Origin of the sequence: Chryseobacterium rhizoplanae, from assembly GCF_900182655.1 — a bacterium.
GTDB lineage: Bacteria > Bacteroidota > Bacteroidia > Flavobacteriales > Weeksellaceae > Chryseobacterium > Chryseobacterium rhizoplanae.
Genome location: NZ_FXTC01000008.1, coordinates 74,397 through 93,940, shown reverse-complemented (window position 1 = coordinate 93,940; position 19,544 = coordinate 74,397). Strand labels below are relative to the sequence as shown.

Genomic DNA, 19,544 nt, shown 5'->3' with positions numbered 1-19,544 from the left:
ATAAATATACCTACTTATGATATCTAAGAAAATGGGGCTTCAAAGCCTTTTAAATACAAAACCTGTTTCAGTGAACCTAGTAGATTTCACAGAAGTAAAGTCATCGTCCCTGCGACTTGATAAAGGAGATATTGCCATGTATACGGCTCCAGAGTCAATCTCTTTGGAAGACTGGATTAAAGAAAACAAAGTATTAGTTGAGAAGAAATTTTCGGAAGAAGGATTAGTTCTTTTTCGTGGTTTTGAAGTAAAGGGAAATTCGGAGTTTAATGCTGCCACGCAATTACTATCAAATGAATTGATGGATTATTCTGAGCCTTCTACTCCCCGCAGTAAGGTGGCAGATAAAGTATATACCTCTACCGAATATCCCAGAGACCAGTTTATACCGATGCATAACGAACATTCGTACAGCAATCATTGGCCACAAAAGTTATGGTTTTACTGTGCGCAGCCTTCAGAAACAGGAGGTCAAACTCCTATTTGTGACAGCCGTAAAGTATATGACCTGATAGATGCTTCGATTAGGGAAGAGTTTATCCGCAAAGGCGTGATGTATGTGCGCAATTTTAGCGATAAACTCGACTTGCCCTGGCAAGAGGTTTTTCAAACAGAAAGCAAGACTGAGGTGGAAGATTATTGCCGTAAAGCAGGTATAATTTATGAATGGAAAAGTGACGGAAATCTTCGCACTAAGCAGGTTTGCCAGTCGATATTTCGTCATACCCAAACCAATGATTTGGTTTGGTTTAACCAGGCACATCTTTTTCATATTTCTAACCTGGAACCTGGAGTACAAGAATTTTTAATTGACCAATGTGGTATTGACAATGTTCCAAGAAATAGCTGCTTTGGTGACGGAAGCCCAATTCCAGATGTCTATTTGACAGAAATCCGCCGTGCATACGAAAAAACGAAATTGATATTTGATTGGCAAAAAGGTGATATGCTGATGATTGATAATGTACTATTTGCTCACGGAAGAAATCCATTTATGGGGGATCGTAAAGTGATGGTAGCTATGGCAGAACCATATCATCATCAAACGAATAAAGAAGAGCCAACCAACCAGGAAGTGGTGTCAGAAACTCGCAGGGAGACTGCTCAGTTTTTTGTTAATATGTCGGCTGATGATCAGGACCACGATCTGTTAAAATACAAGCTGGCTATAGCTTACCGTATCATGGTGTCTGAAAATCTGGATGAAGGTGGAATTAGCGGTCATATAACGATGAGGGTTCCGGGACAGCCGGATGCCTTTTGGGTGAATCCTTTCGGTTTGCTCGCAGAAGAAGTAACTCCTCAAAATCTTATCAAAGTGGATAAAACGGGTAAAGTACTTGAAGGGGATTATCCGGTAAATGTTGCTGGATTCTGTATCCATGCCGCTATTCATGAGGCCTGGCCAGATCTAAATTGCATAGTTCATACACATTCGCCATGGGGTACGCTTTTTAGTGCCCTTGATCGTCAAATTAAACCGATTGACCAAAACTGTTGTTTGTTTTTTGAAAACCATGCGTTGTATGAACAATACAATGGGCCCGTAAACGATCCGCAAGATGCATTTAATCTGGCGAAGGCCCTTAACGGAATGGATGCTGCCATATTGCGTAATCATGGTATTATCACGTGCGGAAATACTATTGAGGCGGCTGTCATGCGGATGGTTGCTATAGAACGGGCATGTCGTTTGAATATTTTGGCATTGGAACAGCAAGATTTAAAACTGGTAGATGAGGATACTGCTAGGATTACCCGCGAGTGGATAGGCAATGATATCGGTTTCGCTGTCGAGTTTAATGCCTTGATGAGAAAGGTAGAACGGTTATATCCCGAAATTCAACAAACTTAACTATGAACCATTTATAATACTTCCTGCAAAACCAGTATCATTGTCTTATTCAACATATATAGGCACATTCATTAAATGTGCAAAATATTGTAAATCAGTGAATTGATTTGTGTGCTTATATAAATCAAACCCGAAATTTAGCAAAAAAGCTGAGAATCGGGGGTTTTAAGTTTAAAGTTTTGTCCCGTCCATAAATAAGTCGATTAGTTGTCAACTTATTTCAGGACGACTCAATAACTTTTCATAAAATTCAGAATTATCGTAAAGAGTGGTCGTCAGGCAGAAACCTTTACACGATAAAAGAATACTGTTTTATCTTTAAAATAATTTTAAACTAAAAAGCCGGTTCTGAGCAGAACCGGCTTGCTATTTATTTGCAAAAAGAATTTAAAGGGTTTTTAAGATAATCTTTCCCCTTCGGAGGCTGTACAAAATAAGGAGTTCCATAAGTATTTCCCGAGCGGAAAAAATCGGTGGAGATTACTTGTGCACCACTGCTGAAAGCTGCCTTAGACCGAGTGAAATCGTTGGTTTTGGCTTCATAGGTTTCAATATCTGATCTGGTTCTGACTATAAAACCCTGCTTTACCAAATCCTGTATCTCTTTCTGTCTTACGATGGCGTTATCCCGTAATATAAACCCTGCGAAAGAATCATCAGGCTCACTGTTCAGGAACATCACTCTTTCTTTTAATGAACCGTCTATGAGGTAAGGATTGTTTTTTGAAGATAAAGTTCCTGCACTTCCGGGAAGCAGCATAAAAATGAATTTTCCTTTGCTGTCGTTCAGTTTAGGCCAGTTATTGTGAGTTACAGCTTCTTTGAGTGTACGGTATTTACCCTGAACCTCTTTTGGAGTGATGATTTTGTCTTTTCCGAGATATTTTACAATTTCTGTATCCAGATCATCATAAGCTTTTTTATCAAAAGGAAGGACTTTTGTACTGTTTTCAAGAATCGGGAAACCGGAATCTTTGGCTTCGATCATCATGAAGACAGGAGTATGATCAGAATGTTGATCAGACCAGGTTTTAAGAGCGGTAAGTGCATCTTTCAAAGTGGGATAGTGCGTTCTGAAATCGATATCCGCCATATGCAGTACTTTGAAGCCAGGCTGATCCAGGCCTTTTGTATTGAAAGGAGCCAGATCTGTTACTCCCTTTGCTTTTAATATCTCATAGGTGGCAGGATGGCTGAATCTGTTACCTTCCGGATCATAGTATACATCTATTTCCAGGCCCCTCAGATTGGCATTGAGCTGCTCTGTGAAATCAGGGTGGTTATAATTCAGCCCTTCTTTCAGGTCCATTCCGTAAGGGTGGTACTCTTTAAATTTGGCTTTTTGCTCTTCAGACATCATACTGCTGTATTTCTGCATCATTCCGTTGATGATAGGAGTGACCAGGTCCAGTACTTTAGGGTCTGCCGGCTGGGCATAAGAATTGTGAGTTCCCACAATCTGCAGCTGATTGATTCTTAGATTCTGGCACTTATCCTGTGCCTGTATCAGTGCTGTCATACAAAATGCAGCTCCATATATATACTTTTTCATATGAATAAAAAACTTTTGATTAAAAATTGAAGTTGAATCCCAGCTGTCCGCGCATTCCTGAATAAGAAATATTTTCTACCCGGTCTTTCGTTCCCATATAAAAGCGGTTGGGTTCATTAAGAATATTGTTAAGCTCTATAAACAGACGGATTTTCTTTGTAAGGCTGTAAGAAGTGGAAAGGTCTACTGTAAAGTTTTTATCAAAATACTGATAATGATCTGCCCCCGCGGCCGCTCTGATTTCGCTTACATAATTTCCTTTGTAGTTTCCGGCAACACGCACCATCAGCCTGCTGGTTTCATAGAACAGAATAGTATTGAAAATATGTTTGGCCTGATTAGGAATGGTGGTAGACATTGTTCCGGTCTGTTTGCCGTTTTCGTACACTGGCATATTCATTTTGGAAGAGATATAAGTATAGTTCCCTTCAAAACCGATATTTTTCAAAAATCCGGGTAGGTTTTCAAAACGTTTGGATATTCCGAATTCAAAACCAAATAGTTTGGCTCCTTCAAGGTTTTTTGGAGCTGTAAAAGTATACGTTCTTCCTGCCAGATCTACCACAGACTGGTCTTTGTAAATAAGATTGGTGATATCTTTATAGAATACTCCGGCTGTTATCAGATCCAGTTTACCGAAGTAGTTCTCAAACATAAGATCAAAATTATTTGAAAACGTAGGATCCAGTTTGGTATTTCCCTGAGTAATGGTGTTGGTAATGTCATTGACGATGGTTCCGGGATTCAGATCGTTGAAGTCCGGTCTTGCAAAAGAGCGGGTGTAAGCAAGTCTCAGGATTCTGTCACTGCTGATATTCCATTTCATATTTACCATAGGAAGTACAACATTGTAAGTTTTATTGTCTTTAATGTCTTCCGTTTTACTGTCTTTATCAGAGGTTACTTTTTTGCCCCAGAAGGTAACGTCATTATATTCATTTCTGAAACCTCCCAGTACCTGAAGCTGGTCTGAAATCTTCCAGGTTCCCATCAGGTAAGCCGCCCAAACATTTTCAGTACCTCTGTAGGAACTTGTAATATTTGAGTTGCTGTCTTTACCGCTCACCTGCATCAATCCTAAGCCGTTTTGTGTGGCAGGATTGTACATCTGATCAATCTGCACATTGGTAATCTGATCGATGATCACTGCGTTGTAAGGGTTCCTCAATGGATTCATGAAACCTCCTTTATACTGAAAAGCTTCACGCTCAAGCTGATTCAGATAAGTTACCGGTGTTCCGGGAATTCCCAATGATGATTTGGGCATCCAGACAAGCAGAGAACTGTTGACGATTTTATTCTTATTATTGTATTTGGTCCCGAATTTAAGTTCAAAATTATCGGCTGCTTTATATTTAATATCAATTTGCCCTCTTAGATCTGTTTCGCTATTACGGTTCTGGCTTAAAATAATCTGATTCAATTTAAGTTTATCCGCTGCAATAGCCTGCTGGTTAGAAGGCAGAGTATATCTTCCGGTATCGCCAATGCCATCCGGAGCGTCCATTGCCATATATTTTCTTCCGTCAGCAGAAAGATTTCCATAAGTCATTGGCTGCATAAAATTGACCATAGGATAACCTCTTTCATGAGGATCAAGGTTATCAGGAGAATTGAATTTAAACTCAGAACGTGCCTTGGATACGGACCAATTGACCTCCATACGCTGTCCCACCTGATGATTACCACCCAGCTGCATAGAATACAAATCTGTAAGATAATCTGCATGACGAGCCTGAAGAAGTACATTTTTACTGTCAAAATTAAAATAGGTTTCCCTTACGGACTGGCCGTCTTTATACTGGCTGTATAGTGCTTTGGCGTATAATTTATTCCTGCTGTCTATCTCATAATCCAATCCTATATTGAATCCCAAAGTTCGTCGGTTCGCAAGGTAATCGCGAAGCTGAAGCTGATTGATGGAGTAGGAGGCTGTTTTATCTTTCAGTCCATAGTTATAAATATTCCTCATCTGGTCAATAGCCGTGGAACGTTCCCAGATCACTGCTGAGGTAATGAATTTCAGCTTATCGGTAATTTTATTTCCATAGACAATGGATGTATTGTAGGTAGGTGATTTGGACATATTGACATAGCCTGTAGCCATACTTATAGCCAGAGTTTCTTTATTGGGTGAAGTTTTCGTGATAAAATCCACATTTCCGCCAATAGCATCTCCATCAAGATCGGGGGTTAAAGCCTTAGACAGACGTACATTCTGAATAAGCTCCGAAGGGAAAATATCCATCTGAATTCCACGGTTGGCATTGTCACCGCTGGCACTTGGCATTCTGTTACCATTCAAAGTGGAAGCAGTCCATTGTATTGGCGTTCCTCTTACCGCTACAAAACGTCCTTCACCCATATCTCTTTCAATGGAAACACCCTGCATACGCTGTACGGCATCTGCAGCATTACGATCCGGCAGTTTCCCGATAGCATCGGCAGACAGTACTTCTGTAATCGTATTGGAATTTTTCTTCATGGTAATTGCTCTCGCCTGTGATGCTTTATACACACTGGTAACCACTACTTCCTGAAGGTTGTTTTCTTTAAACTTGGCTCCGAATTTAATTAATCCAAGGTCTACTTCCTTTTTATCCGTAATGGTGAAAGGAATATAAACATTATCATATCCCTTATATTCTACAACAAGCTTATAACTGCCGTCATACACATTATTGAGAACAAAGGAACCATCGGTATCGGAAGTTACCTTCTGTCCGCTGTTTTCAATATAAACCAGGGCATTTGGAAGGTTTCCCTGACTGTCTACTATAGTTCCGTGTACGGTGGTTTGTGCAAAGGCCAATGGCCCAAGAAGAAAAAATGCTGCTTTTGTTAAAAAAAGTCTTTCTCGTGACATCCTTATAAAGTTTGGTGCAAAGATGTCAGCTCCCTCAAAAGTTTTCGTTCATTTAAATTTTATACAACTCCTTCCGTTGAGTTCGAGGTGAACAATATTGTAAATCAAACAGTTGCTAATGTTAAATAATTGTAACTAATGAACAAGCTGAGAAGGAAGACAGTCAAATTCCTTTTTAAAATATTTATAAAAAGTAGATTTGGATTTAAAACCACATTGAAAAGCAAGGTCTGTAACACTTGCTGAAGGATCTTCCGACAGAATCTGTTTAAAATGTTGTATACGGCTTCTATTGGTATATTCGTGGAAATTGGAATGAAGATGTTTATTAAAAGTGATGCTTAAATCCGCTTTGCTTATTTTCAGATGATGCGAAAGCTGGTCTAAGGTAAATTCCTCATCCAGATATATATGACTCTCCTGATAGAAAGAAATAATGGCACTTTGTACAGAATCGAAATCTATTTTTGAAAGATCTTTATACTGATAGGTTTCTTTGGGGGCAGAAGAATGTGATATATTTTGCTGTTCCTGCAGTTTGTGCTGGTACGTTAAAATATAAACGTACAAAATCCACCCGAACTGAAAGAGAAACAGAAGGCTGTAGATCTTCTGATAGATCAGCGTATCCCAACCCAATTGATAGACCATCCAGAAAACCAATACTCCCAATAATACATAACCAACCAGATAACGGAAATTACCGGCTACCGGATGTGTAATGTTTTTGCGGTATCTTGTCAGTAAATAAATACATAAAACAAGACACACGATCCAGTAATAACTGTAATAAACGAAATAGGATTTGTAAGAGGCAATCGCCAGATCTGCCCAGGAAAGATCAAGCATTTTGGCAGAAGTTGCAATTGCATGATGAATAACCACCAATGTCAGCGGAATAACGAGATATTTAAGCTTATCTCTCCATTTTGCATGAATTAAATGGGTAGTGATATAAAGAAAAATAAGCCCTTTAAAAACCCGAAGGCTTCCCGGAATTTCATATAAAACAGATTCATAGCCAAATCTTTGGATGATGAAATATTCATAGCCCATATCCAGTGCAACCACTCCAATGTACAGGAGCAGCATATTCAGTACTGATTCCCTGTTTTTGATAAGGGACATCAGCAGCGTAAGGGTGATAAGTGCCTGTAGTACAACTACCATAATGATATATAACATGATAACTGATATTTTGCCAAAATTATAGATAATATGGGCATGGCATCTTTAACAAATTATTAAATATGAGTTTAGAAATATGCAATTAAGAGACAAATTCTGATCAGTTTTTCAGGGATTCCCGGTTTTGTATATTGAGAGGATATTGCTATTTTAGCTGATAAGCATAAGTTGGATGTCCAAAAGAAAATTTATTTTACACTCAATACTTAAAACCTGGCTGATCTCTACGTTGATTTCCTGTGTGCTTCTGATTCTGTTTTTAAATGTAACCAATGAAGTAAGAGATGTTCCAAGAAAATGTGGTATGAACGGACTCGCCAGTGTTTTTACTGTTTTTTGGATCCAGTTTCTAAGTATATTGTCTTTAAGTAGTTTGTTCTCTCTTGTAAAATTTTTTCAAGGAAAAATTAAAACAGTTTTGTGTTGGTTTCTGTTGCCTGTAACAGTTTCCATATATTCCTTTTTTATGATTACTGATGAAAAGCTAAGCGGTGAGGAAGCAATCGTTTTTTTGATTATGAATCTGCCTTGGCTGGCTTTTTGGATGTTTTATTATTACAGATTCAATATCCGTTTCAATATATCCAATCATTGATACAATATTATTCATGAAAAAACAATTTCAAAACTGGACGCTCTTCTTTGTCGTAGGAATTCTAGCAATAATTGTCGCGTTGATTGCTTCTGTTATTCTAATGGCAGGAGTTTCTGCCAATGATGGATTATTCGGTATATATATTCTGTGCAGCCTGATTCCCATAGTACTCGTGATGATCATAGACCGGATTCTCGTATGGAAATTCGGAAATAAAAACGTCAATAAAGTTCAGTTTTCAATACTGCTGTTGATTGTCTTATTATGGATGGTAAGATTTGTGGTTAATTTGGTTATATAAATTATTTCTATGAGAAAATTGTTGCTATTTTGTATTATTATGATCTCTGGGGGGTATTCCGCACAGCCTTTTACTCTGAAATCCACAGGAGAAGCAAAAGATTTCAGCCTTACTCTTTATTACGGCGCTCAGGGAAAGGGAGCTTTTGTGCAATATTCCGGAAAGAAAGAAATCATTTCTTTACAGGTAAAAAGCTTTAGAGTTGATACGGATGGGAGAAGTGACGGGCAGCCGGATATCGAGTATTGCATCTGGAATGAGATGATTGGAGGAAAAATAAATGGAGTATACAAGTTTGAAATCATGCAGCATCAGGCTTCAAACATTAGCTATACAAGAGGAAAGGATAACAGAAAGTTTACACTGGAAATGGTTGAAGATGAAAAAAAGTACGACGGAAGCGGCAAGTATCTCCTGCATGGGGCTTTACTTTCGTTTAATCATTTTTATAATAATCACTTCACCATTACTTATCCTGATGGAAAAAAACGGCTATAGAACTTCCGGCTCCTGATCAACCTTCTTTTGTCAGACAGAGCATTATAGAGGATTATAACTTTGACGGCTATGATGATATCGCATTCTCTGTTCCTGATGAAGGAATGGGTGTTTACAGAATGTTTGATATTTATCTGTACAATCCTGGAAGCAAACGTTTTGAAAAACTTAAAGAACCGGATTATTCCCGCTCAAGCTGTTCATGTCTTTGTGATGTGACTGCAGAAAAAAGTAAGAAACTTTTAAAAACAGGATGCAGAGGTGGGGCAAGATGGCATCAGGATGTCTACCGCTTCGGTAAAAAAGGGATCTTAGAATGGGTTGCCACGAAAGAACAGCCAGAAGAATAATGTTTCTGTTCAACGTTTGAAAATACCTTTAAAATCTATTATTTATAAAACCTTGTACACTATAACTCCTCATTTGCAGTGATAAAGCCTCCGTTTTTTTACGGTATTTTTAATAATGTCTTTTGTGATTCAATTTTAGGTCTGATATTTGTACTGGGTAGCCAAACTAAATGGCCGATTTATTTATGAAAAACATATTTGTGAAAAAATCCTTTCTATATGCTTGTTTATGCGCAGTTTTTCTTGTTTCCTGTAAAAAGGAAATAGATAAAATAAGCGATACCTTTAAAGATACCGTTTCTTCTTCTGAAGTACAGGAGGCAGAAAAGGATTCTATAAAGAAGGATTCTGTTCCTGTAGTAAAAAAAGAATCTATTCCACCTGCCATGCAGGAGAATGGGTTTTACAATGCTTTTGTTCTTCCAAAGGATAAAAAGATGCGTGATTCTATCTATGCTGAATACAGTAAGAAATACAGTGTAGAAGAACGTACCGCTATTTTAGCTCTAAACAGGCTGGATTCTAAAAGTAAATGGAATGCCGATACACTAGTGGTTCCAGCGAAAATAGATACAACATTGATGGCATATTCACCATTCCCAATGCAGTTGGATGTATTAAGTGGAGTGAAAAAGTTTGTCATATTCTCGTACCCAATACAAGCTTTTGCGGTATATTCCAATGGGAGCCTTGTGAAATGGGGACCTACAAGTATGGGTAAAAAGGCAGCTCAGACAACAAGAGGACTTACTTTTGCCAACTGGAAAAAGAAACTGGCTATTTCCACAGTGAGCACTGAATGGAAACTTCCGTATAATTTCAATATTCACAATATTGGAGGGATTGGATGGCATGAATACACGCTTCCGGGATATCCTGCCTCACACTCATGTCTTCGATTGCTGAGAAAAGATGCGCAATGGCTGTATTCCTATGCAGATACCTGGATACTGAATCCTGGTGGTGCTACAACGAAGGCCAAAGGTACAGCAGTAATGGTATTCGGGGATTATAAATGGGGTGGAAGAAAACCATGGAGAAAGCTTTTAGATGATCCTAATGCCAACAATATATCCGTTGAAGAACTCACCAAGCTCCTTGAGCCTGAGGTTCCGAAAATGTTGAAAGAACAAAGCAACAGAGAAAAAGTGGTGGATTCTATCAAAACAGCAAAAGCAATGGCTACACCTATTCAGAATGAAAAGCCTGTAGAATCTCCGTCTAATTAATTTTCTTTTCAAACTGTAAAGTAGATTCTTCAGCAAACTTTCTCAGCTTAAGCATTTCATCTTTACCTTTATGCTGCCCGAATCTTGCAGCAATATAAGTAAGAAGAATAAAAAATAACATGACAAAAGAAGCGCTTAGTGCCCAAGGGTATTCGGCGCTTTTTATTTGCTTTTCTACATAATACATCGTGAAGAAAGTCATCCAGAGAATAGAAAAGGAAAAATACAGAAACATAAAGAATGTCCACACAGCAGAACTGGGACCAAATACTCCGCGTATCGCTGTATGCTCATCTTCCATTTCTACCCGCAGGGCAAGACATGGTTTCCAGTAGTTGTCATAATCTGTTTTTATCCAGATGGTAGCAACTTCCTTATTGATATTGCCTGAAAACTCATCTTTATGTTCTTCCATATATTTTTTCAGATTTTCAGCGTACTCTTCTTTGGTAAGATGAGTAAACATTTTAAATCTTGGCCGGGTTCTTATCCTATCTAATGTGGTCTCTTCGGTATTCATAATTTTATTCTTGATAAGGAATGGGATCTTCAAGTGCAAAACTCAATGTCAGTTTTACAGATTGTCTTTCAATAACCATTGTGATATTTCTTCCTTCATTGGATTTCATGAGTTCTACAATTTTTTCCAGAGTCATATCTGATGTTCGCTCTCCATTGATACTTATAATTTTGTCATCTTTTTTCAGACCTGCTTCATAAGCGGGGGAATCTTTTCTTACCCCTGCAATGGAAAATATGGGTTTCAAACTGAACTTATACTGGAAGGCGTCTTTATAAACCTCAGTTGTTGCCATGTTTGATTTTTGGGTCTCAATTTTTAATTTATCTTCCTGCCATTCCAGGCCGTCTTGTTTGAAATCGAGGCCACTCATATTAAAATGAAAAGGATCGTCAAAATATCTGTTTTTCCTCAAATACAGTTTTTGGTTGGGATAATCAAAAACTACAGTAAACCTTCGCATAATTTCGCTTCCCACAGAACCTTTTCTGCTTTCTACCAATTTTACATGCTGGATAGAAAATTCATCCGGCATAGCAGTAAGAGGTTTTTCAAATTTAAAATTTCCAAGATAGAAATTATGAATACGGCTTCTTTTACCATAAATATCTCCATTGAAACCGCGCCCCAGAAAATCATCAATATTAGGCCTGTTGTAGACAAAGTTTTTAATAAGAGTAGGGAAGAGCCATATAGCATCACTGTTGCCAAGGTCAATTAAAAGTTTCGAATCTTTCTTCTCATTGGTCATTTCTACACCAGCATACAGATAGGGTTTGTCTTTTTCAATCGTGATTGGGAATTCTTCAAATCTTTTAGTTTTCTTTTTTAGAAGATCAGCATTTTCATAAACCGTTATTTTCTTTGAGGCATAATCAATATAAATAGGATGATCTTTAAAAAAATGATATCCGATTACTCCATTTACAGGAATTCCTACATGAGGCGAAATATTAAATTCTTCATCAATAATAATATAGAGAGACATGGAGGTGTTAACAATTTCATTTCCTATTTTGCCCAAATTACGTTCAGATTTTAAGCCGTCAATACTTAAACTTCCCCCAAGACCTGAAAATTTAACTTTTTCAACATTACTCAGTTTCAGTTCTTTATTTTCGAGACTGAAAAGAATAGTCTCCGAAACTCCCGTATCCAGCAGGAAGGTAAGTTCCGCACCATTGACATTGATAGGAATAAAGATAAGATTGTTGATAAACTGAAAAGGAATCACCGCTTTTTCCGTATTAATCAACTCAAAAGAGTTCTGGGCATTTATAAAAATGCTTAGAAATAATCCCAGTAAAAGCAATTTGAATTTCATTTACTGAATTTACTGAAATTATCTATATGTTAACAAAAAAACATTCCAAAAGCTGGAATGTTTATATAAACTACAATGAAGTAGGCTTATTCGTTGGATTTATTTTAAATTGGATCCTGGTTATTTGGAAAAGAATTCCATCAGATCCATATAATTTTTTTGATTGACACCATGTCCGCTCATATATTCTCTGAAAGTGAAATAACAGCTAAGATCATACAGAAGGTCAGCCGCTTTTCTTCCCCATTCAAGTGGAATTACAGCATCATCTGAACCATGTGAAATGAAGAAACGAAGTCTTTCCAGCTTCTTTTTATCTTTTACAATATTGTCAAGAATTTTATCTTCAGGATAACTGCTTAGACAGGCAACATAATTAAACAATTCAGGATGTTTTAAAGCCAAAGCATAGCATAGAATTCCTCCCTGGCTGAAACCACACAGATGAGTTTTACTTTCTGTAAGTCCATAATGGTTGATGATCTTAAGCATACTTTCCAAAACTGCATGTAAAGATTCCTTTGCCTGAGGAACATCTATGAAATTTTCGGGATCGTTGAAATTGATATCATACCATGAATATCCTTCAAATTGAGTATCACGCGGAGCTCTGAAACTTACAATGATCCAGTCATTGGGAAGTGTTTCCCTGAAGCTGAAAAGATCCTGCTCATTACTGCCGTAGCCATGAAGCATAAAAAGAATAGGGGTATTGGAGGTAATGTTTTCCGGCTCCCTTACTAGATAATCTAAATTCATACAGCAAAGATAATTAAATTACATACAGAATCTTAACTTTTATTATTCATACAATGAACTTTAGCCGGATGATGCTTTATGTTTAAAGATTGTTTCTTTGAAGTATATTTTTGGACTTTAGAGACGAGTTTTTGTTTTTGTTGATTTGATATTATTTGGAAATCTTTGTTGGAAAATTTTCATAAAAGTTATTTTTATATTAATAAAAAACTTATATTTGAAACATTAAAAAATCTATTTGGAGAAATGAAGCAATTTTACAATTCAAAAAGTTTACTTAGACTTTCTTTTTTATTCGTTTTATTATTTTCTGTAATTACCGTTGTCAATTCTTGTAAAAAAGATGACGATGAAGAATTTAAGGATCATGTGGTTCAATTTGAAGTGAAGACTACTACAGGAGGGAGCATTATAAGTGTTGTAACACAGGTGGGCACAGCTCAGAACACGATATACAATACTCCGCAGTCACCGATAATTTCACCATGGACAAGTGGGGAATTCTTTGTGAACTCCAGCCAGGCACAGTTGAATCTTGATGCTAATGCGTCAATGCCGGATGATAATTCTGAGTTAACGATCAATCTTTACATAGATGGAGAAGTTGTAAGAACTGTTAAGAAAAAAGGGAAAGGAGTATTAGTTGCTTCTATCGATTACAGTTTCTTGGAACCATAAAATATTTCAATATTATATACAAAAAACCGCTCTTGGAGCGGTTTTTTACTTTTCAATCAATTGCTGCTGTACTGCAAGATTGATCAGTTCTGTTGAGTTTTTTGCCTGGAATTTCTGAAGCAGATTCTTACGGTGGGTATCTACAGTAAGAGGGCTTAGGAACAGCTCCTCGGCAATCGTATTACTTGTTTTCCCCTGTGCTACCATCTGCAGGATCTGTTTTTCTCTTTTGGTAAGCCGCGGTGTTGGGAGGTCTTGTTGGGAAGGACGGCTGATGATCTGTTTTGTCTCATTACAGAAAACAATATCACCTGATAGCGCTCCTCTGATGCATATCACAAGCTCATCGATAGACGTGTTTTTGAGAAGATAGCCACTCGCTCCGTTTTGTATAGACTGCATGATGATGCTTCGTTCAGAGCGATTACTGAACATAATCACTGAAGTATTCGGAGAAATTTTCTTTATTTCTCTGCACAGTTCTGTTCCATTGGCATCGGGCAGAGTAATATCAAGAAGGATGATATCCACCATTTGCGACCGGATAAAGCTGATCGTTTCTGCACCGGAAGTAAAACTTCCCGCTATATTGAAAAAAGGCTGGCTGTTAAGCAACATTTTAAGACCTTCGATCACAATAGGATGATCATCAACGATGACTATATTTATTTTTTCATTCTCCATGGATGTTGAGTTCTATATTAATTATTGTCCCTTGATGATCAGAATTGATTTCCATTTTTCCTTTCAGATAATTGACCCTGTTTTTCAGGTTGCGAAGTCCCATACTTTTGGTGGTTTTTTCTATATTTTTATCAAACCCTTTTCCGTTATCTTCAATTGTAATCAGAAAACTTTCACCGGATTGCGAGCATTGAAGCAAGATGCTGCTTGCTTCAGCGTGTTTTATAGCATTAGCCAATAGCTCCTGTACGATTCTGTAAATATTAAGCTGGATATTTAAAGGTAATGCCTTGTCAATATCAATGGCCTGGAAATCAATTTCGAGGTTTTTTCTGTTGTAAAATTCACACAGGTCATGTAAAGCGGTTTCCAGGCCAAAGTTAAGCAATGATTCAGGCATCAAATTCCTGGCTACATGTCGGAGCTCACTTACAGAATTGTCCAGTTGTCCTAAAATCTTATAAAATTCCTGATCTTTTTCTGGATTAAGGTGGCTGGAAGACCAGACTGAGAAATTAATCTTAACTCCGGCAAGCATACCGCCAAGACCATCGTGAAGATCTCTGGCAATACGCTCTCTTTCTCTTTCTTCACCATCAAGAATTGCTTTGGTAAGTGATAATTCTTCTTTTTGTTTAATATCTTCTATTTTTTGCTGAAGATTGATTTCCTTTTGTTCAGATAGTTTTTTATTTTTTCTGTAAATAATATATAGAAAAATAAGAAGACCGATGAAAGATAATAAGGCCAGACTTAATAACCATAAATACGAATTTTTTTTGCTTACTTCCATCTGTTTCTTTGCCTTCTCGGTATACAGCCACGCAATTTTTTTCTCATCTTCGGCTTTTCTGTATTTAGCTTCCAGAAGTGCAATGTTTTTGTGAATGCTGATATTATTAATGCTATCCAGAGAATTAATATATTCGGTAGCATAGAGATTGGCTTTAACAGTGTCTTTTAATGCGGTATAATTTTTAAAGAATTCTCTCATAACCTCCTGTTTTGTTCTTTTGTATGAGGTTTTCTGATAGACTTCTTTTAAAATGTTATTAGATTGTTTGAAGTTTTTAAGCTCTTGATAGATTTGATGTTTGAACAGTTTTATCCTTTCCGTAATATTGGTGTTTTTATATTTTTCTGCATTTTGCAGACCCAGATCAAAAGTTTTAAGAGCTTCAGGATAGTTTTTTTGCTTCATCTGATAATATCCTAAATTGCTTAAATATAATGAGTTGAAATTAGATTCCGGGTAATTTTTAATGATAGAGTAGGTTTTATTCAATTCTATTTTTGCCTCCGGTAGTTTATCCTTTCTCATCAGGCATTCTGCTTTCAGTAAAAGAACTTCTCCCATTATACCATTAGATTGGGGAGTTTGCTTTTTTAATTTGCTTAAAAATAATTCTGCCAGATTACAGTATTCGATCGCTTTTGAAAAGTCATGGGAGTTATAAAACAGAAGGGCAACATTTTTATACAAACCACCTATAAGTTCATTATCTCCAATGGATATTGCAATAGGGACTGCTTTGTTAATAATAAGATTCATAGCTTCTGTTTCTTTGGTCTGCATTACTTTTAGCAGAGACAGATTTTGAAACATAATGATTCTTATTCTTTTAGCTTCAGTACTTCGATATTTTTTTAGGGCAGATTCTGCGGTGACAAAATCTTTTTCAAGAAGAGCAGCAAAATCAGGTTTTGTAAAGTGGATGAGAGCCTGATAATATAATCCAATATCTTTGTATATCTGACTTTTAGAAGAGCTTTCCAGACCTTGTTTTAAGTATTTATTATAATTGTCTAAATCCTGTCTTGTAAAATAAGTAGCACATATCTGGTAGGATTTTATGGCCTTTATAGTGTCTATAGTTTCATGATTAGCAGCTGCAACCAGACTGTCGAAATTACTGTTCTTTTTTTCAAGATAATAAAAATATGAGCCTTGAGCAGATACATATTGTGATCCCAAAGTAAATAGAAGTAAAAGCAAATATTTATTTATCATCTTTTTTTTACAATATAGTTGTTGATAATTCAAAAATAGAAAGACCACCTAAAATTATAAAATTAAAATCATCAATTATATTATAAACCTAGGAATTGCGATTTTGGGTCTGTATCTTCAAATATACAGGTTTAGCGGATGTTATGATATACCTAAAAATCAGTAGAAAAAAATACACTTTTTTAAGGGTTGTATTCTGTTACGTCCACTGATAGTTTTGCAGAACAGACAATAACAAAAAATAAACTATTAAGAATGAAAAAGAGAATCTTTATCCTGGGAATGATTTCCCTGTTTGGGAGTATGCATGCACAGAGAATACAGAAGGGAGAAGCTCAGATCAATGTGGATATTGGAGTAGCAAACGGATGGGGACTTCCTGTATCAGTAGGAGTGGACTACGCTATACATAATGATATCACAGTGGGAATAGAAGGTAGTTATGCTACTGAAAAGTATTCAGGAGACATTAAAGGAAGCTGGTTTGGAATAGGAGCTAACGGAAACTACCACTTCAATACTTTGCTTAAAATTCCAAATAAATGGGACGTATATGCAGGAGCTACCTTGGCATACAATTCTTTTTCCTATAAATATAACGGATCAGATTTCGATTATTTTGATGGAAAGTCTTCAGGAGTTGGTTTCGCAGGACAAATTGGGGGCAGATATTTTTTCACCAAAAATCTTGCAGCTCATATAGAATTGGGTGGAGGATCTGTAGCTTCAGGAGGGAAAGCCGGGCTTACTTATAAATTTTAAACTCTATTATTATTTTCAATACAAATCAGTTTTTTCATAGCCTATACGATATCAGCAGTGACAGCAAGTTTTAAAAAATGGTAACTTTCTCAACAGAGCCGTGAATATATTTCACGGCTTTTGTATGGGCTTTGAAACAAAAAAAGACTGTTTTATACAGTCTTTTTTATTATATGAAGTCTTTTTCAACTTATTGAACCTTTACAATAAAGTAGCTTTTCTTACCTTTTTGCAGCAATAGGAATTTACCGTCAATAAGATCAGTTTCATTAGCGGTAAAAGTATCATTCACTTTTTGCTTGTTAATAGAGATTGCATTTCCTTTGATCTCTCTTTGAGCTTCACTCTTAGATTTTAAGAATCCTGATTTTTCAGAAAGAAGATCTACTATATTCACTCCTAAAACATCAGTTTTTGCAATTTCTTTCTGAGGAACGCCGTCAAAAACCTCAAGGAATATTTCTTCATCAAGGCTTACCAGATCTTCAGCAGTAGAGCGTCCGAAAAGAATTTCAGAAGCTTTCAGTGCCTTTTCATATTCTTCTCTTCCATGTACCCAAACCGTTATCTCTTCAGCCAGTTTCTTTTGCAGCTTTCTTTCGTGCGCCGCTGTTTTATGCTCTTCGATTAAGGCTTCAATCTCTTCTTTTCCAAGGAAAGTGTAGAACTTGATGAATCTTTCCGCATCATCATCAGTAGCATTCAGCCAGAACTGATAGAATTTATAAGGAGATGTTTTCTTTTTATCCAGCCAATAATTTTCTCCGCTTTCAGACTTTCCGAATTTAGAGCCATCAGCTTTCGTAATCAAAGGAACCGTTAATGCAAACGCCTCACCCTGGGCTTTTCTACGAATCAGTTCAGTTCCTGTAGTGATATTTCCCCACTGGTCAGAGCCTCCCATCTGTAGTTTTACATTGTTATTCTGGTAAAGGTGAAGGAAATCATATCCCTGAATTAACTGGTAGGTAAACTCTGTAAAACTCATTCCGTCAACACCAGCGTCTCCGGATAGTCTTTTCTTTACAGAATCTTTAGCCATCATATAGTTGACTGTGATATTCTTCCCGACATTCTTAGCAAAATCAAGGAAAGAAATGTTCTTCATCCAGTCGTAGTTGTTCACCAGTTCAGCTTTATTGGGCTCATTTCCATCAAAATTTAAGAATTTTGAAAGCTGATTTTTTAAACAGTCAACATAGTGCAAAAGAGTTTCCTCATCCAGAAGATTTCTTTCAGCTGATTTTCCGGAAGGATCACCAATCATTCCTGTAGCACCTCCAACCAAAGCAATAGGTTTGTGGCCATGCTGCTGGAAGTGAGCTAAAATTTTTATTTGAATAAGACTTCCGATATGTAAAGAATCGGCAGTAGGATCAAAACCAATATATGCAGTAGTTACCTCTTTATTCAGTTGTTCATCGGTTCCAGGCATCATATCGGCAAACAGACCACGCCATTTCAGTTCTTCTATAAAGGAATTCATTGATTGTTAACTTTAAAATTTTAAGAAGCAAAGATAGTAAATTCAGAAGGAAGAGAAAAAGGAGAAACTGCAAATAAGCAAAATCATAAAAACCTAAAATACCTTGATAATAACTTTGCCAGCGTGAAACAGGCTCGATATTTTCCCTTTTGCAATTATGCTCCAAATACGCTATATTTGTTATTAATGAACGACGAACAGCTATTCCTGCTCATACAGAAGGCCAAAGATAAAGATCAGAAAGCCCAGACTAAACTCATCAATGTTTTTTGGGTGGATGTTTTCTCTTTTGTCATGAAAAAGGTGAGAGATGAAAACGATGCTGATGAAATTACCGTAAATGTTTTTTCAAAAGTATTGTCGAAACTGGATATGTTTGACCCTCATTTTCAGTTTAAAACCTGGATATTGACCATTGCACAGAACACCGTTATTGATTTCTGGAGAAAAAAGAACCGTGAAAACGAAGATGCTGTTGAAAATCTTGATGAAGTCAAAAACCAATATGCCAAATCTCCGGAAGAACTTCTGATTTCTGAAGAAGAACAGAAGAAAATCATCAAAACCATAGAATCTCTGGATGCCAACTACCAGGATATTATCAAGCTGAGGTTTTTTGAAGAAAAAAGCATCAAAGAAATTGCTGAAGAGCTGGGGATTTCCGTTGCCAATACCAAAGTACGGGTAATGCGTGCTAAAAAAGTCTTAGCAGAACTTTTGAAGAATAATGAGTTTGATGATAATTAAGCCTGAAACTCAATACAGGATATTCAATAGAAACGGGCTTTCAAATGTCATTCTGAATGAAATGCAATGTAGTGAAGAATCTCATCAACTTATTCATTAATAAGATTCTTCCTTCGTCAGAATGGCAAGATTCAAAATT

At 36.7% G+C, this 19,544-nt stretch carries 18 protein-coding genes; 9 read left to right on the top strand and 9 right to left on the bottom strand.

The window, feature by feature from the left end; genetic code table 11:
* Nucleotides 1-16 precede the first annotated feature (16 nt).
* Nucleotides 17-1,855 (top strand): class II aldolase/adducin family protein, encoded by a 1,839-nt coding sequence (locus tag FN817_RS17110; RefSeq protein WP_142719001.1) that lies wholly within the window; start codon nt 17-19, stop codon nt 1,853-1,855.
* A 370-nt stretch (nt 1,856-2,225) separates the two neighbouring features.
* On the opposite strand, the gene FN817_RS17105 is transcribed toward FN817_RS17110, so the two are convergent.
* From FN817_RS17105 to FN817_RS17095, 3 genes are all read right to left on the bottom strand, one after another.
* Nucleotides 2,226-3,407 (bottom strand): phosphatidylinositol-specific phospholipase C domain-containing protein, encoded by a 1,182-nt coding sequence (locus tag FN817_RS17105; RefSeq protein WP_142719000.1) that lies wholly within the window; start codon nt 3,405-3,407, stop codon nt 2,226-2,228.
* A 19-nt stretch (nt 3,408-3,426) separates the two neighbouring features.
* On the bottom strand, nt 3,427-6,273 hold the full coding sequence (locus FN817_RS17100; protein WP_142718999.1) for a TonB-dependent receptor: 2,847 nt from the start codon (nt 6,271-6,273) through the stop codon (nt 3,427-3,429).
* A 135-nt stretch (nt 6,274-6,408) separates the two neighbouring features.
* Nucleotides 6,409-7,458, bottom strand: a complete 1,050-nt coding sequence (locus FN817_RS17095) for an AraC family transcriptional regulator (RefSeq protein WP_142718998.1) — start codon at nt 7,456-7,458, stop codon at nt 6,409-6,411.
* 175 nt (nt 7,459-7,633) lie between these two features.
* On the opposite strand from FN817_RS17095, the gene FN817_RS17090 reads away from it, so the two are divergent.
* From FN817_RS17090 to FN817_RS17070, 5 genes are all read left to right on the top strand, one after another.
* The gene (locus FN817_RS17090) at nt 7,634-8,056 is read left to right on the top strand and encodes a hypothetical protein (RefSeq protein ID WP_142718997.1); all 423 of its coding nucleotides are present in this window, start codon (nt 7,634-7,636) and stop codon (nt 8,054-8,056) included.
* A 13-nt stretch (nt 8,057-8,069) separates the two neighbouring features.
* Nucleotides 8,070-8,357, top strand: a complete 288-nt coding sequence (locus FN817_RS17085; RefSeq protein WP_142718996.1) for a hypothetical protein — start codon at nt 8,070-8,072, stop codon at nt 8,355-8,357.
* A gap of 9 nt (nt 8,358-8,366) precedes the next feature.
* Nucleotides 8,367-8,855, top strand: a complete 489-nt coding sequence (locus tag FN817_RS17080) for a hypothetical protein (protein WP_142718995.1) — start codon at nt 8,367-8,369, stop codon at nt 8,853-8,855.
* On the top strand, nt 8,852-9,205 hold the full coding sequence (locus tag FN817_RS17075; RefSeq protein ID WP_394345051.1) for an XAC2610-related protein: 354 nt from the start codon (nt 8,852-8,854) through the stop codon (nt 9,203-9,205). Before FN817_RS17080 ends, FN817_RS17075 begins: the two co-directional genes overlap by 4 nt.
* A gap of 185 nt (nt 9,206-9,390) precedes the next feature.
* The gene (locus tag FN817_RS17070) at nt 9,391-10,434 is read left to right on the top strand and encodes a L,D-transpeptidase (protein WP_185149919.1); all 1,044 of its coding nucleotides are present in this window, start codon (nt 9,391-9,393) and stop codon (nt 10,432-10,434) included.
* On the opposite strand, the gene FN817_RS17065 is transcribed toward FN817_RS17070, so the two are convergent.
* The 3 genes from FN817_RS17065 to FN817_RS17055 form a co-directional block, all read right to left on the bottom strand.
* On the bottom strand, nt 10,427-10,954 hold the full coding sequence (locus FN817_RS17065) for a hypothetical protein (RefSeq protein WP_142718993.1): 528 nt from the start codon (nt 10,952-10,954) through the stop codon (nt 10,427-10,429). The genes FN817_RS17070 and FN817_RS17065 overlap by 8 nt on opposite strands.
* 4 nt (nt 10,955-10,958) lie before the next feature.
* Nucleotides 10,959-12,278, bottom strand: coding sequence for a PDZ domain-containing protein (locus tag FN817_RS17060; protein ID WP_142718992.1), 1,320 nt, complete (start codon nt 12,276-12,278; stop codon nt 10,959-10,961).
* 120 nt (nt 12,279-12,398) lie between these two features.
* Nucleotides 12,399-13,037 (bottom strand): alpha/beta hydrolase, encoded by a 639-nt coding sequence (locus FN817_RS17055; protein ID WP_142718991.1) that lies wholly within the window; start codon nt 13,035-13,037, stop codon nt 12,399-12,401.
* Nucleotides 13,038-13,283: 246 nt separating this feature from the next.
* On the opposite strand from FN817_RS17055, the gene FN817_RS17050 reads away from it, so the two are divergent.
* Nucleotides 13,284-13,715 (top strand): hypothetical protein, encoded by a 432-nt coding sequence (locus tag FN817_RS17050; protein WP_228451591.1) that lies wholly within the window; start codon nt 13,284-13,286, stop codon nt 13,713-13,715.
* 45 nt (nt 13,716-13,760) lie between these two features.
* Here FN817_RS17050 and FN817_RS17045 read toward each other — a convergent pair whose 3' ends face one another.
* Nucleotides 13,761-14,399 (bottom strand): response regulator transcription factor, encoded by a 639-nt coding sequence (locus FN817_RS17045; RefSeq protein ID WP_142718989.1) that lies wholly within the window; start codon nt 14,397-14,399, stop codon nt 13,761-13,763.
* Entirely contained in the window at nt 14,389-16,410 is a 2,022-nt protein-coding gene (locus FN817_RS17040; protein WP_142718988.1) for an ATP-binding protein, read from the bottom strand. Before FN817_RS17040 ends, FN817_RS17045 begins: the two co-directional genes overlap by 11 nt.
* Before the next feature lie 255 nt (nt 16,411-16,665).
* Here FN817_RS17040 and FN817_RS17035 point away from each other — a divergent pair, with 255 nt between their 5' ends.
* Nucleotides 16,666-17,172, top strand: coding sequence for an outer membrane protein (locus tag FN817_RS17035; protein ID WP_142718987.1), 507 nt, complete (start codon nt 16,666-16,668; stop codon nt 17,170-17,172).
* Between the two features lie 190 nt (nt 17,173-17,362).
* On the opposite strand, the gene tyrS is transcribed toward FN817_RS17035, so the two are convergent.
* The gene (gene tyrS / locus FN817_RS17030) at nt 17,363-18,658 is read right to left on the bottom strand and encodes a tyrosine--tRNA ligase (RefSeq protein ID WP_142718986.1); all 1,296 of its coding nucleotides are present in this window, start codon (nt 18,656-18,658) and stop codon (nt 17,363-17,365) included.
* A gap of 186 nt (nt 18,659-18,844) precedes the next feature.
* Between tyrS and FN817_RS17025 the strand changes: the two genes are divergently transcribed.
* Entirely contained in the window at nt 18,845-19,405 is a 561-nt protein-coding gene (locus FN817_RS17025; RefSeq protein ID WP_047420407.1) for an RNA polymerase sigma factor, read from the top strand.
* Nucleotides 19,406-19,544: the final 139 nt, after the last annotated feature.